The organism is Vibrio metoecus, from assembly GCF_009665255.1.
GTDB classification, from domain to species: domain Bacteria; phylum Pseudomonadota; class Gammaproteobacteria; order Enterobacterales; family Vibrionaceae; genus Vibrio; species Vibrio metoecus_B.
In genome coordinates this window covers 299,688-314,157 of the sequence record NZ_CP035686.1, presented here as the reverse complement: position 1 = coordinate 314,157, position 14,470 = coordinate 299,688, and the positions used below count along the sequence as shown (strand labels likewise).

Genomic DNA, 14,470 nt, shown 5'->3' with positions numbered 1-14,470 from the left:
TCAAATTGGGAGATAACCATTAAATCGGGTGGCTTTCGCCACCCGAGAATGCGCTTACAGTACCAGACGACGGATGTCGCTTAGACACTCGTTCAGGTAAGTAATGAAGCGTGCACCTTCTGCACCGTCGATCACGCGGTGATCGTAAGACAGTGACAGTGGCAGTTGCAGACGTGGCGCGAACTCTTTGCCGTTCCACACTGGCTTCATCTCAGACTTAGACACACCCAGAATAGCAACTTCTGGTGCGTTAACGATTGGGGTAAACGCTGTACCGCCAATGCCGCCTAGGCTAGAGATAGTGAAACAGCCACCTTGCATGTCAGCAGCAGTCAGCTTACCGCCACGGGCTTTCTTCGATACTTCAGCCAGCTCTTTTGACAGCTCGTAGATGCCTTTCTTGTTCACATCTTTAAACACAGGAACCACCAGACCATTTGGTGTATCCACTGCGATACCGATGTTCACGTATTTCTTCAGGATCAAGCTTTCGCCGTCGTCAGACAGAGAAGAGTTGAACGCAGGGAAAGCTTCCAGCGCTTTAGCGGCTGCTTTCATGATGAAGACCAGCGGAGTGATCTTCATGCCTGTGTCGCGCTTCGCTTCCATCGCGTTTTGCTCTTGGCGGAATTTCTCTAGCTCAGTGATGTCTGCATTGTCCCATTGGGTCACGTGCGGGATCATCACCCAGTTACGGTGCAGGTTAGCACCAGAGATTTTCTTGATGCGAGACAGTGGTTGCACTTCGGTTTCACCGAACTTGCTGAAGTCCACTTTTGGCCAAGGCAGTAAGCCCAGAGCTGCGCCATCACCTTTGCCTGAAGCGGTTGCTTGCGCGCCAGATTCCAGACGTTTCAGCGCTTCTTTCACGTAGCTCTGTACGTCTTCTTTCAGGATACGGTTCTTACGGCCAGAGCCTTTTACTTTGGCTAGGTTAACGCCAAACTCACGAGCCAGACGACGCACTACTGGAGAAGCGTGTGAGTACTCATGGTTTTCTTGGAATTCGCCACTTGCTGCTGGTGCAGCCGCCGCAGGAGCTGCTGCTTGAGCAGGTGCTGCCGCTGGTGCAGAAGCTTGAACAGGTGCCGCTACTGGCGCTGCGCCAGCAACTTCAAACACCATGATCAGCGAGCCAGTTTTCACTTTATCGCCTGCAGCCACTTTGATCTCTTTTAGAGTACCAGCAAATGGTGCTGGTACTTCCATAGAAGCCTTATCGCCTTCTACTGTGATCAGTGATTGCTCTTCGCTGATGCTGTCGCCCACGTTAACCATGATTTCAGTTACGGTCACTTCGTCACCGCCGATATCAGGTACTTGAACTTCTTTCAGTGCTGCAACGGCTGGAGCAGCGGCTGCCGCTGGTGCCGCAGCTTGAACTGGTGCTGCAACTGGCGCAGCGCCTGCTACTTCAAACACCATGATCAGTGAACCCGTTGATACTTTGTCGCCAGCTGCGATTTTGATCTCTTTAACAGTACCGGCGAAAGGTGCTGGTACTTCCATTGACGCTTTGTCGCCTTCAACGGTGATCAGAGATTGCTCTTCAGCAACCACATCGCCAACTTTGACCATGATTTCAGTCACTTCAACTTCATCACCGCCAATGTCTGGTACTTGCACTTCTTTCAGTGCAGCTGCCGCTGGAGCCGCAGCAACCGGTGCCGCCGCTTGAGGCGCAGGAGCTGGTGCAGCCGCTGCTGCACCTTCCGCTTCAAATACCATGATCAGAGAGCCAGTAGACACTTTGTCACCTGCAACCACTTTGATCTCTTTAACGATACCCGCTTGAGAAGCAGGAACTTCCATAGAAGCTTTGTCGCCTTCAACCGTGATTAGAGATTGCTCTTCAGCCACTTTGTCGCCTACTTTGACGAGAATCTCAGTGACTTCAACCTCATCCGCACCGATGTCAGGTACATAAATTTCGATTGCCATTACTTTTCCTACCTTCAATTAAGCGTACAGCGGGTTGGTTTTTTCAGTGTCGATGTCGAATTTCTTGATTGCTTCTGCAACCACAGATTTCTCAACATCACCACGTTTAGCCAATTCATTCAGCGCTGCGACTACAACGTAACCAGCATTAACTTCAAAGTGACGACGCAGGTTTTCACGGCTGTCTGAACGGCCGAAACCATCAGTACCCAGCACTTTGTAAGACTCAGCAGGAATGAACGCACGTACTTGATCCGCGTAGTTCTTCATGTAGTCAGTTGCTGCGATAGCAGGCTCAGTACCCATCACTTGTGCGATGTAAGGTACTTTCACGTCTGCTTCTGGGTGCAGCATGTTGAAACGATCACAAGCTTGGCCATCACGCGCCAGCTCGTTGAATGAAGTCACAGAGTAAACGTCAGACGCTACACCGTACTCTTCACTCAGAATTTGTGCTGCTTTACGCACTTCGTTCATGATGGTGCCTGAGCTCATCAGTTGAACTTTTGCTTTGTTACCTGCGTAAGTTTCCAGCTTGTAGATACCTTTGCGGATACCTTCTTCAGCGCCAGCAGGCATTGCTGGGTGAGCGTAGCTTTCGTTCATCAGTGTCAGGTAGTAGAACACGTTCTCTTGCTCACCGTACATACGACGGATACCGTCTTGCAGGATTACCGCAACTTCGTAAGCGAAGGTTGGGTCGTAAGAGATACAGTTTGGTACCGTGCCCGCAAGAATGTGCGAGTGACCATCTTCGTGCTGTAGGCCTTCACCGTTCAGTGTGGTACGACCCGCAGTAGCACCCAGTAGGAAGCCACGCGCTTGTTGGTCGCCCGCCATCCACGCCATGTCGCCAACACGTTGGAAACCGAACATAGAGTAGTAGATGTAGAACGGGATCATCGGCAGGTTGTTGGTGCTGTATGACGTTGCAGCCGCAACCCAAGATGACATTGCCCCCAGCTCGTTGATACCTTCTTGCAGTACCTGACCTGAAGTCGCTTCTTTGTAGTAAGAAACGATATCGCGATCTTGTGGAGTGTAGTTCTGACCGTGTGGGTTGTAGATACCGATTTGACGGAACAGACCTTCCATACCGAACGTACGTGCTTCATCCGCGATGATAGGAACGATGTTTTGACCAATGTTCTTATCTTTCAGCAGGATGTTCAGTGAACGTACATACGCCATAGTTGAAGAAATTTCACGGCTCTGCTCTTCCAGCAGTGGCTTGAACTCTTCCAGAGCCGGCACAACGAACTCACCAGTGAAGTTTGGCAGGCGCTGAGGTGTGTAACCGTGCAGTGCTTTACGACGAGCGTGCAGGTATTCGTACTCTTTTGAGCCTTCTTCTAGCTTCAGGTAAGGCAGGTTGTTGACTGCTTCATCTGAAATCAGGTCTTGCAGACCAAGGCGGTTACGCATCGCCAGAACATGGGTCATATCCATCTTCTTCACTTGGTGCGCAATGTTCTTACCTTCTGCTGCATCACCCATGCCGTAACCTTTAACCGTTTTCGCTAGGATAACAGTTGGACGGCCTTTGGTTTCTTGTGCGTTTTTGTACGCTGCGTACACTTTAGATGACTCGTGACCACCGCGTTTCAGAGCGAAGATCTCATCGTCAGTCATGTCAGCAACCAATGCTGCTGTCTCTGGGTACTTACCGAAGAAGTGCTCACGTACGTAAGCGCCATCTTTAGCTTTGAACGTTTGGTAGTCGCCGTCGATGGTTTCGTTCATCAGTTGCAACAGTTTACCAGTGGTATCTTTCGCCAGCAGTTTGTCCCAGCCGTTGCCCCAAATCACTTTCACTACGTTCCAGCCAGCGCCACGGAACAGACCTTCCAGTTCTTGGATGATCTTGCCGTTACCCATAACAGGGCCGTCCAGACGTTGCAGGTTACAGTTGATCAGGAAGCATAGGTTATCTAGCTTCTCACGCGCAGCGAAAGAGATCGCGCCGCGTGATTCTGGCTCGTCCATCTCACCGTCACCTAGGAACGCGTATACGCGTTGTGCAGTGGTGTCTTTCAGGCCGCGGCCGTTCAGATACTTCAGGAAGCGAGCTTGATAAATTGCAGAAATTGGACCCAGACCCATAGATACGGTCGGGAATTGCCAGAATTCAGGCATCAATTTCGGGTGTGGGTAAGAAGGAATGCCTTTGCCATCCACTTCCTGACGGAAGTTGTCCAGTTGTTCTTCAGTCAAACGGCCTTCAACGAAAGCACGCGCGTAGATCCCTGGAGAGATGTGACCTTGATAGTAAACCAAGTCGCCACCGTCTTGCTCATTTGGAGCACGGAAGAAGTGGTTGAAACAGGTTTCGTAGAAAGCAGCTGAAGATTGGAAAGAAGCCATGTGGCCACCCAGTTCCAAATCTTTTTTCGATGCACGCAGCACGATCATGATCGCGTTCCAGCGAATGATTGAACGGATACGACGTTCGAGCGTGGTGTCACCTGGGTAAGCAGGTTCTTGTGCCGCAGGAATGGTGTTGATGTAGTTAGTGGTCACGCCTGTTGGCATGTCTACCCCATCCAGACGCGCTTTTTCTAGCACTTGCTCAAGCAGGTACTGCGCACGTTCTACGCCTTCTTCACGGACAACGGATTCAAGGGCAGCAAGCCACTCCTGAGTTTCCAGTGCATCTACGTCATGCTTCATGTCAGACATGGCGATCTATCCTTCTGTTGGTTGGATTTAAGTTGAATCGCAATGGCCGCTATTGCGGCTCATTACCCTGCTGAATTCGACGCAGAGATCGCTCACGGCGAGTCTGTTCACGAGTCAAATCCAACAACGTTTCTTCGATATAAGCTAAGTGAGAATGGGACATTTCACGTGCCTTTTCCGGCTGACCCGAAACAATCGCATCCACAATGTTAGCCCGGTGTTTGCTTACTTTCTCTACCGCTTCAGGGCGGCGATGTAAGAGTTTAAAATTCTGACGAATATTCTGCTCAAGCAGTGGACTCAAGCTGCGTACGATGTGCAGTAACACAACGTTGTGCGCGGCTTCGGTAATGGCAATCAAAAAGGCCATCACCCGCTCTGCTTCTTCATCCACATTATTCAATGCCTGAGCCTCCGCGATACGCGTAACACAGTGTTGAATACGAGCAAAATCTTCTTCGGTACCACGCAACGCCGCAAAATAGGCGCAAATACCTTCCAGCGCATGACGCGCTTCCAGCAGATCCAGTTGAGTTTCGGAGTGGCTAGACAATAAATTTAGCAGAGGATCAGAAAAGCTCTGCCAAATTCGGTCACTAACGAATGTACCACCACCTTGACGGCGGGTAAGCAAGCGTTTGGCTTCCAAGCGTTGTATGGCTTCTCTGATCGAGGGGCGAGACACTTCAAACTGTTTGGCCAGCTCGCGTTCCGGAGGAAGTTGCTGACCGGGTGAGAGTGTTCCTTCCACTATCAGTCTCTCCAGTTCTTGTTCAATCACATCGGAGAGCTTTGGCTGACGGATCCTTTGATAAGCCATAATTTATTGTTCTTCTACTCTTATTCTTCTTGCTGGCAATTGGTAATACCAATTTTAAGTTGGTGCAGAAATTAACATAATTAAAACGCCAGTGTCCAGCCGAAAATTGACCTAAATCATAGAACAGGTCACGCCCTAACAATCCAGCAACAATAGTTGATTAAAACAGCAAAATTATTGGTCAGACCAATTACAAAATAGATACAGGTGGGGTATTGGCGGGCTAGAAGTACCAACTCAAACGAAGCTCAAGATTGAATATCAACCAGTTAGAAATCTGTTCCTCCAGATGACAGCGAAATAATATTGGTGATAACCCACCATCAAAAACCACCTCACTTCGCACAATTTCATGCAACAAATGTTCACATTTCCGTCATTTATCAACAATTATCACATTAAGTAATGATTCCATTGATTACTATGCATATGGTTTTAACTAATGACGTGACGAACAATGAAAAAAACACTTCTCACCAGTGCGATTGCACTGGCACTGACTTTTCCAGCCCTCGCCGCCAATGGCGATATTCATAATGTGACCATTCTGGGTACCTCTGACCTACATGGTCATTTCATGCCGTGGGATTATGCAGCGGATAAAAAAGAGATGAGCGGCAGCCTGAGCCAAATTGCCACTCAGGTAAAAACGATTCGCCAAGAGCAACCGAACGTGATTCTGGTCGATGCGGGCGACACCATTCAAGGCAACTTTGTGGAAACGTTCAAAGAGGAAGCGACCGATCCGATGATGTTGGGCTTCAACGAGATGAAGTACGACGTTTGGGTACTTGGTAACCATGAGTTTGATTTTGGCCTCAAGGTGCTCAATCGCTCTCTAACTCAATTCAAAGGGCAATCTCTGGCGGGTAACATCCAACGTGCTGATGGCAACCCGTTTCTCCCTAGCTACACCATTATCGAGCGTGATGGCATCAAGATCGGGGTGATTGGGATGGATACACCAATGACCCAAGTGTTTGCCGAAGGAACCAATCGACTCGAAGGCATGACCTTTACTAACCCTACCCTTGAAGTGCAAAAGGTCATCAAGCAAATTGATCCACAGGTAGATGCGATTATCCTAGTCGCGCATATGGGTCTGGAGAATGAAAACGACATCGCCAATACTGGCGTGACCGACATTGCCAACGGCAACCCAGAACTGGATGCGATTGTGGCAGGTCACATGCACACTCGGATTGATAAAGCCGTGGTGAATGGTGTGATCATTACCGAGCCAGATAAATACGGACGTGCGCTGTCGCGTATTGATCTGCAATTTGAAGAACAAAACGGCAAGTTCACTCTCGTCAACAAAGATAGCCTGACCTACAAAATCAAAGACATTACCTCTGACAGTAAAATGGAGTCGCTCTACGAGCCTTACCATAAACGCTTACGTGAGATGGCAAACCGCGAAGTGGCTCAGCTCAGTGGGGTGAATTTAGTGCCAGAAAACGAAATTCGTGGCATCCCACAAGTGCATGTGCAAGACACCGGCATCAGCGCGCTCTTCCAAGAAGCGAGCTTCTTCTATGCGCCCAAAGCCAATGTGATTGCGCTACAAATTGATAACGATAATGCCAAGTTAGATGTAGGGCCGATCAAGGCCAAAGACATCGCCTACAACTACCAATATGCCGGCGGCGAAATCACGGTTTACCAAATGACGGGCAAAGAGTTGAAGCAATATATGGAATGGTCAGCGGGCTATTTCAACTCAGTCAAACCGGGGGATGTCACATACAGCTTTAACCCTGAACGCCGAGCCTCAAAATACTCCACCAACGATTTCTTTGCAGGCGTAACTTACACCATCGATCTCACTCAACCAGCCGGTGAACGTATTACTGATTTGAAATTTGCCGATGGCACACCAGTAACGGATAACAGTGAAATTCGTCTAGGCATGAATAGCTACCGTATGGGGCATCTCACCAAGAAAGGTGGCGTATTAGAAGGACAACAATTCCCAGTATTGTTTGATACCGAAGCCGAATATGGTGAAGAACAAGGCACGATTCGCAATCTCACCATTCGTTACCTGACCGAGCAAAAGCAAGGTAAGTATGAAGGGAAAGCGATGCAACGCTGGAAACTGTCTGGCTTAGAAGGATTTGAGAAGGAACGGGAGATCGTTAAAGAGCTGATTAACAGTGGCAAAATTGATGTTCCAACCAGTGCCGATGGCCGTTACACCAATATTGAATCGATTAATGTCCAAGACCTGATTTTAGAAGATTCAGCAGCAAAAAATGCGGCGATCATGCAGCGTTTATCGCGCTTGGAAACTGCGCCAAGTGACGAAAAAGCCACTCTCAAACGTGAGCTAATTTTGTTGGAAGCGCTTAATCCTTAATAACGAAAACGCCCTCTTTTTATGAGAGAGGGCGTTGTTTTCAATCATTTCGCTTCTAGATGATCAATCATGAGTTGTAATGACTGATTGCCGCGAAACTCATTGATGTCCAGCTTGTACGCCAAGCGTACCGTTTTTACCGAAGCATCCGGCCAGCGGCGTAGATCGACGTTAAACGCAATTCCATCAATCATCACATTGGTCGGAAAGCCTTTATACAGCGGTTCAAGCATCAGTTTGAGGTGTTTTTCGCCAACCAGTTTTTGGTGCAGCACTTTAAATTCACCATCAAATAGGGGTTCAGGAAACGCTTGTCCCCATGGGCCACCGGCACGCAGTAATTCGGCAGTATGCAGCGAAAACTCTTCCGGTTTCAGTTCGCCATCACTGAGGATAATACCTTTGAGCGCCGCTTCATCGAGCTCTTCACGCACTACATTGTCAAACAGTCGGCAAAAACCCTCAAAATTCCGCTCTTCAATGGTCAAACCCGCCGCCATCGCGTGGCCACCAAACTTGAGAATGATGCCCGGATTTTGCGTATCAATTTTATCCAACGCATCACGCATATGCAGACCGGGAACCGAGCGACATGAACCTTTCAGCTTGCTATCGCCACCTTCGGCAAACGCAATCACGGGGCGGTGATATTTCTCTTTGATGCGCGAAGCCAGAATGCCGATCACCCCTTGGTGCCAATCGCGCTGAAACAGCACTAAACCGTAAGGCAGCTCGCGATCATCGCTCAGTTGCAAGCGCTCACAAAATGCCACCGCCTCTTGCTTCATCCCCTCTTCAATCTCTTTTCGGGTTTGATTGAGGCCGTCTAGCTCACTCGCCATACGCCGCGCCGCATGAATGTTATTACACAGCAAAAGTTCAACGCCGAACGACATATCATCCAAACGCCCTGCGGCGTTAATCCGTGGCCCAAGCGCAAAGCCAAAATCAGCGGCGACCAAACGGCGCGCATCGCGCTTAGCCACTTCAATCAGTGCTTGAATGCCGGGACGCGCTAAACCCGCACGAATACGCTGCAAACCTTGATGCACCAAAATACGGTTGTTGTCATCCAGCGGTACCACATCGGCAACGGTGCCAAGCGCCACTAAATCAATCAACTCCATCAATTTCGGTTCAGCTATACCTTGCGCTGCAAACCAACCTTGCTGACGCATGTGCACACAAAGCGCCATCATCAAATAGAAAGCAACCCCTACCCCTGCGAGCGCCTTAGAAGGGAAAGCACACTGCTGCAAGTTCGGGTTCACCATCGCATCTACCTCTGGCAATTGCTGCCCCGGTAGATGGTGATCGGTGACCAACACTTGCAAGCCTTTCTGCTTGGCGTAACGCACACCTTCCAGCGAAGAAACACCGTTATCCACGGTCATGATCATCTCTGCGCCACGCTCAATCGCTTGATCCACCACTTCAGGGCTCAGGCCATAACCATCTTCAAAACGGTTTGGCACTAAGTAATCCACATTGTGGCTACCGAGCATACGCAGCGCGAGCACGGAAAGTGCCGAACTGGTTGCCCCATCGGCATCAAAATCCCCCACCACTATGATGCGTTTTTGCTCGGCAATCGCTGCAAACAGCAATTCGACCGCGCGTTCAATCCCATGCAGTTGCTTAAAGGAATGCAGTGCTTTGGCGGCTTTTTCGAGCTGCGCGATATCACGCACACCACGGTTGAGGTAAAGCCTGCGCAATAGCGGGTCGATATGGTCAGGAAGAAGTGAAAGATCGGGGTCTGGGCGTCGCTGGATTTCTATCATGCTGTGACAGGCCAAAGTTACCTTTGGCCTGATTCCTTAATCGGTTGGAGATTATTGTGTCGCTTGCAAGCGTTGCAGTAGTTGTGGCGCTGGCAAGTAACCGCCAACCATCTCGCCATTCGGCAGGAAGATCGCCGGAGTGCCGCTAATGCCGAGCTCATGGCCTAGCATGTAGTGCTGTTCAATCGTCTGCTGGCACTGAGCAATATCTTTATCGGCCGTGATGGTTTTACGATTGGTTTTCGCATCGTGCATCGCCGCTTTTGGATCGTTAGAACACCAAATGGCCGCCATCTGATCCGCCACTTGGCCTTTAGGCCCTTGGCGTGGGTAAGCCAAATAGCGCACGGTAATGCCTAAGTCATTGTATTCTTTGAGTTGGCTGTGCAGCCGCACACAGTAACCACACGTGATATCGGTAAACACGGTGATTGCGTATTTTTCATTCGGCGCTTTGTACTCAATCATAGTGTCTTGCAACGCGGCCAACTTCTTCGCATTCAATGGTGCTTGGCGTTGAGCCACAACATCGACGTAGCCGCCATTCGCATCCAGTGCGTAAAGCGTCCCCGCGATAAAATGTTCACCATTGGGCGAAGAAAAAAGGATACCGCCTGAGGTTTGTACTTCGAGCAAACCATCAATATCCGCAGGTTTGATGTCTTGAATCTGTAATCCCAGTTTGGCAAAGCGCTGCTCAAGTTCGGCTTTATTGAATTGGACTGGCGCACTGGTCGCATTCACGTTGAATGCCATACTCAGTAAAGGAAATGCCAGCCATGTTAATCGGCGCAATACGCTCATGAAAATCACCTTTTTTCAAGCCCTTGGATGGTGCTCATTGTGGAGTTGTTTAAGTCGCTCAGTCGCGACATGAGTATAAATTTGTGTGGTCGATAAATCACTATGCCCAAGCAGCATCTGCACCACGCGCAAATCCGCCCCGTAGTTGAGCAAGTGAGTGGCAAACGCATGACGCAGTACGTGTGGTGAGAGTTTTTCCACATCAATGCCCGCAATCACCGCATAGTGCTTAATACGATGCCAGAAAGTTTGCCGAGTCATTTGTTGCCCTCGGCTGCTGGGGAAAACGATATCCGACGTTTGCTCCCCCAGAAGTAAAGACCGTCCCTGCTGCAAAAAAGTTTCAATCCATTCAACAGCATTTTCACCCATTGGAACTAACCGCTCTTTGCCGCCCTTACCAATCACCCGCACGACGCCTTGGCGTAAACTCATGTTTTCCATGGTCAGCGATACGAGTTCAGTCACCCGTAACCCCGTGGCATACAGCAGTTCGAGCATGGCTTTATCGCGCAGCTCAATTGGCGTTTGTGGGTCGGGCGCATTGAGTAAAGCATCGACTTGCGCTTCACTCAAATCTTTCGGCAGCCGGATAGGTAATTTAGGGCTAATCAACAGTGCGCTAGGATCATCAGCGCGCACTTTCTCGCGATGTAAATACTGAAACAAACGACGAATTGCCGAGAGCATACGCGCTTTCGACGTCGGCTTATAATTTTGCTCCGACAGCCAGCTTTGGTACTCCTGTAAACCCGAGAAACTAATAAAATCCAGCCGATAGTTACGCTGTTCCATCCACTCCAATAGTTTACTTAAATCATTACGATACGAAGCCACGGTATTTTCGGCCAAGCCGCGTTCTAACCACATCGTATCTAAAAATTGTTCTACCAACCCTTGATCGGGAGAAAAGGCGTCGCTCACCGCATCCTCAGCTTTTGCTATCTCATTACAGCGCGTTTAATAGCATAAAAAAGCCAGTGATGCAGGATATTGGCTGCATTCCGGCCATTTTTATGGTTAGAATTTGCTATTCCTTCGCAGACAGATACAAATAATTAATGAAGATTGGTCTATTTTATGGCTCAAGCACCTGCTATACCGAAATGACCGCGGAGAAAATTCGCGCCATTCTTGGTGAAGAGTTGGTGGACATCCACAACGTAAAAGAATCCCCCCTCACTTTAATGAGTGATTACGACCTTTTACTGCTGGGCATTTCAACGTGGGATTTCGGTGAAATTCAAGAAGACTGGAGTGCAGTATGGGATCACATCGATGGCGTGTCGCTAAAAAACAAGTACGTCGCGTTATTCGGCTTAGGCGATCAAGAAGGTTATGGCGAATGGTATCTGGATGCGATGGGGCTGCTGCACGACCAGATCAAGAAGAGCGGAGCTAACATGATTGGCTACTGGCCAAATCAAGGCTATGAGTTTGAGGCTTCTAAAGCACTGACCGAAGATGGCAGCCATTTTGTCGGCCTCGCGCTGGATGAAGATTCGCAATATGACTTGAGTGATGAACGCATCGCCACTTGGATTGAGCAAGTGCTAACCGAGTATCACGACGCGATTTAAGAGCATTCGTCATCGCCGCATCTTTTGCCCCTCCCTTACCAAGGGAGGGAATTCAGTCGGGTTCTAAGCCTCTGGCTGCAACGCCGCCCGAAAACGTCGCCAGTCAAACACCAAACCAGGGTCGGTTTTACGCAGCGGCGCAATATACTGATGCCCCGTAATGCGCGGTAAAGTGATGTGCGGGTAATGCACCATCAAAGCTTGGGTCAGCTCAGTCAACGCCTGATATTGCGCATCGGTATACGGCACAAAATCGCTCCCCTCTAGCTCAATGCCAATCGAATAATCGTTACACTTTGCCCGTCCCGCAAACGAAGAAACACCTGCGTGCCACGCGCGCAGATGAAACGGCACAAATTGCACCACTTCACCATCACGGCGGATCACACAATGCGCCGAGACGCGCATCTTGGCGATCACCTTAAAAAACGGATGCTGATGAGCGTCCAACTGGCCAAGGAAAAACTGCTCAATATACGGCCCACCAAACTGGCCGGGGGGCAAACTGATGTTGTGCACCACCAACAATGAAACATCTTCCCGATCACTGCGTGCATCACAATGCGGAGAAGGGACTTTTCTGGCATGGCTGTACCAACCTTGGCTATCAATCATTTCTTCTCCTTGCCTTGGGCTTTCATCAAATGGCCACCTTATTCGTCTATATATCCTCAAACAACGGAGAGTTGCAGGTAGCTGACAGTGGGTTTATCTCCAACATCGACCAACGCGATGATCATGAAAAAACCTAACCAACACCGCGGCAACTTCAATGAGAAACGGATACTTGAATGACGCTGATTTTACCTAGCTAACAGCGAAATGCGAGATTAGAGGCTGAATTCTTAGGCAACAGTCAGTATCATGGCGCGGTTATGTTTAACACGGAAATTCGACTTGCGATGAAAGAAACTCACAACAGTCAGGATCGCCTTGCGTACCTGAAACAGCAACTGCCTGCCGATATTACTCGCAGCGTGATCGACACATTAAAAGAAGACTTAGGGGGAACGCTCGATCCAGCCGCGGACATCACGGCTAGCCTCATCCCCGCCGATCGCATCAATACAGCAACCATCATCACTCGTGAAGCGGGCGTGTTTTGTGGCCAGTTGTGGGCGGATGAAGTGTTTAAACAGCTCGGCGGCCAAGTCACCATTGAGTGGCATGTGCAAGATGGTGATACCCTCACGCCCAACCAAACCTTGTGTACCTTAACCGGGCCTGCGCGTATTCTGCTCACCGGTGAGCGTAACGCAATGAACTTTATCCAAACCCTTTCCGGTTGCGCCACGGCTACAGCGCGTTATGTGCAAGAGCTCAAAGGCACTCAGTGCCGTTTGCTCGATACTCGTAAAACCATTCCCGGCCTGCGCAGCGCACTGAAATACGCAGTGGCTTGTGGCGGCGGTTATAATCACCGTATCGGCGTGTTTGATGCTTACCTCATCAAAGAAAACCACATTATTGCTTGTGGTGGGATCCGTCAGGCCATTACCACCGCCAAGCAGCTCAATCCGGGTAAACCCGTCGAAGTGGAAACCGAAACCTTGGCCGAATTGGAAGAGGCGATCAGCGCCGGTGCCGACATCATTATGCTCGATAACTTTAGTCTTGAGATGATGCGTGAGGCAGTAAAGATTAACGCCGGGCGCGCCGCGCTGGAGAACTCCGGCAATATCACGCTGGATAACCTGAAAGAGTGCGCAGAGACGGGGGTGGATTACATCTCGGTCGGCGCACTGACCAAACACCTCAAAGCCCTTGATTTGTCGATGCGTTTTAAGTCGTAACCCTTGAGGCTAACTTCAAATATTTCAAATAGTTAACAGGAAGCGAGACGCTTCCTGTTTTGTTCTTTATTTTCAGATGATCAACCCACCTTTTTTAACTGACTCGTAATATTTTGTATTCACTATGCAAATCAGTTGGTTAAATCCATATTTGCCTCGCAGCCTCCTTTCAACGGCATTCCCCCTTTGCAGCACACTGCTTATGCTCATTGCGCTTAATACGCAAAGACCTACGGAGGGAATCATGAAAGCGTATAAAAACAAACAACAGAAAGGTTTTACCTTAATTGAATTAATGATTGTGGTGGCTGTAATTGGTGTGTTGGCAGCGATTGCAATGCCCCAATACCAGAAATATGTTGCTAAAAGTGAAATCGCCTCTGTTTTAGCAACACTGACTGGCAGCAAGACCAACGTAGAGGCATATACTGTTGAAAATGGTATTTTCCCCAAAGCAGGTGATGAAACCAAGCTAGGTGTTCCTACAATGCCTTTAGGTGTTGCTGTATTCCCTGCGTCACCTACAAATGATGGTGGAACAATCGCATTTACTTTTACTTCTGTAGCTAGTGGTGCTAGCAGTTTGACAGCAGGAACAAATTTAACCTTGACACGAACAGCGTCTACAGGTGCATGGAAATGTTCAACTGAAGGTAGCAAAAAGTTAGATACTGAACTATTACCTAAAAACTGTAAATAATCACTAA

At 49.1% G+C, this 14,470-nt stretch carries 11 protein-coding genes; 4 read left to right on the top strand and 7 right to left on the bottom strand.

Annotation, left to right across the window (positions count from 1 at the left end; all coding sequences use genetic code 11):
- Nucleotides 1-54: 54 nt before the first annotated feature.
- From aceF to pdhR, 3 genes are read right to left on the bottom strand one after another with little or no spacing between them, the layout of a single operon-like run.
- On the bottom strand, nucleotides 55-1,941 hold the full coding sequence (gene aceF / locus EPB59_RS01500) for a pyruvate dehydrogenase complex dihydrolipoyllysine-residue acetyltransferase (protein WP_000963633.1): 1,887 nt from the start codon (nucleotides 1,939-1,941) through the stop codon (nucleotides 55-57).
- 18 nt (nucleotides 1,942-1,959) lie between these two features.
- Entirely contained in the window at nucleotides 1,960-4,620 is a 2,661-nt protein-coding gene (gene aceE, locus EPB59_RS01495) for a pyruvate dehydrogenase (acetyl-transferring), homodimeric type (protein ID WP_154171392.1), read from the bottom strand.
- A gap of 49 nt (nucleotides 4,621-4,669) precedes the next feature.
- A complete protein-coding gene (gene pdhR / locus EPB59_RS01490; RefSeq protein ID WP_000331318.1) occupies nucleotides 4,670-5,440 on the bottom strand; it encodes a pyruvate dehydrogenase complex transcriptional repressor PdhR in 771 nt (256 codons plus the stop codon).
- Nucleotides 5,441-5,897: 457 nt separating this feature from the next.
- Here pdhR and EPB59_RS01485 point away from each other — a divergent pair, with 457 nt between their 5' ends.
- Nucleotides 5,898-7,802 (top strand): bifunctional metallophosphatase/5'-nucleotidase, encoded by a 1,905-nt coding sequence (locus EPB59_RS01485; protein ID WP_154171391.1) that lies wholly within the window; start codon nucleotides 5,898-5,900, stop codon nucleotides 7,800-7,802.
- Between the two features lie 44 nt (nucleotides 7,803-7,846).
- Here the strand turns inward: EPB59_RS01485 and recJ are convergent, their stop codons facing one another.
- From recJ to xerD, 3 genes are read right to left on the bottom strand one after another with little or no spacing between them, the layout of a single operon-like run.
- Nucleotides 7,847-9,586, bottom strand: a complete 1,740-nt coding sequence (gene recJ / locus EPB59_RS01480; protein WP_154171390.1) for a single-stranded-DNA-specific exonuclease RecJ — start codon at nucleotides 9,584-9,586, stop codon at nucleotides 7,847-7,849.
- A 51-nt stretch (nucleotides 9,587-9,637) separates the two neighbouring features.
- Nucleotides 9,638-10,390, bottom strand: coding sequence for a bifunctional protein-disulfide isomerase/oxidoreductase DsbC (gene dsbC, locus EPB59_RS01475; RefSeq protein ID WP_154171389.1), 753 nt, complete (start codon nucleotides 10,388-10,390; stop codon nucleotides 9,638-9,640).
- 15 nt (nucleotides 10,391-10,405) lie between these two features.
- Nucleotides 10,406-11,284, bottom strand: coding sequence for a site-specific tyrosine recombinase XerD (gene xerD, locus EPB59_RS01470; RefSeq protein WP_162231908.1), 879 nt, complete (start codon nucleotides 11,282-11,284; stop codon nucleotides 10,406-10,408).
- Nucleotides 11,285-11,451: 167 nt separating this feature from the next.
- Between xerD and fldB the strand changes: the two genes are divergently transcribed.
- Complete coding sequence (gene fldB, locus EPB59_RS01465) at nucleotides 11,452-11,970, top strand: flavodoxin FldB (protein ID WP_095467139.1); 519 nt, start codon at nucleotides 11,452-11,454, stop codon at nucleotides 11,968-11,970.
- Between the two features lie 63 nt (nucleotides 11,971-12,033).
- Here fldB and ampD read toward each other — a convergent pair whose 3' ends face one another.
- Nucleotides 12,034-12,585: a 1,6-anhydro-N-acetylmuramyl-L-alanine amidase AmpD gene (gene ampD, locus EPB59_RS01460; protein ID WP_154171387.1), complete on the bottom strand. Its 552-nt coding sequence runs from the start codon at nucleotides 12,583-12,585 to the stop codon at nucleotides 12,034-12,036.
- 287 nt (nucleotides 12,586-12,872) lie between these two features.
- Between ampD and nadC the strand changes: the two genes are divergently transcribed.
- Nucleotides 12,873-13,763 carry a carboxylating nicotinate-nucleotide diphosphorylase gene (gene nadC, locus EPB59_RS01455; protein ID WP_055065163.1) on the top strand — a complete coding sequence of 297 codons (891 nt, stop codon included), beginning with the start codon at nucleotides 12,873-12,875 and terminating at the stop codon, nucleotides 13,761-13,763.
- A 244-nt stretch (nucleotides 13,764-14,007) separates the two neighbouring features.
- Nucleotides 14,008-14,463, top strand: coding sequence for a pilin (locus EPB59_RS01450; protein ID WP_154171386.1), 456 nt, complete (start codon nucleotides 14,008-14,010; stop codon nucleotides 14,461-14,463).
- Nucleotides 14,464-14,470 lie beyond the last annotated feature (7 nt).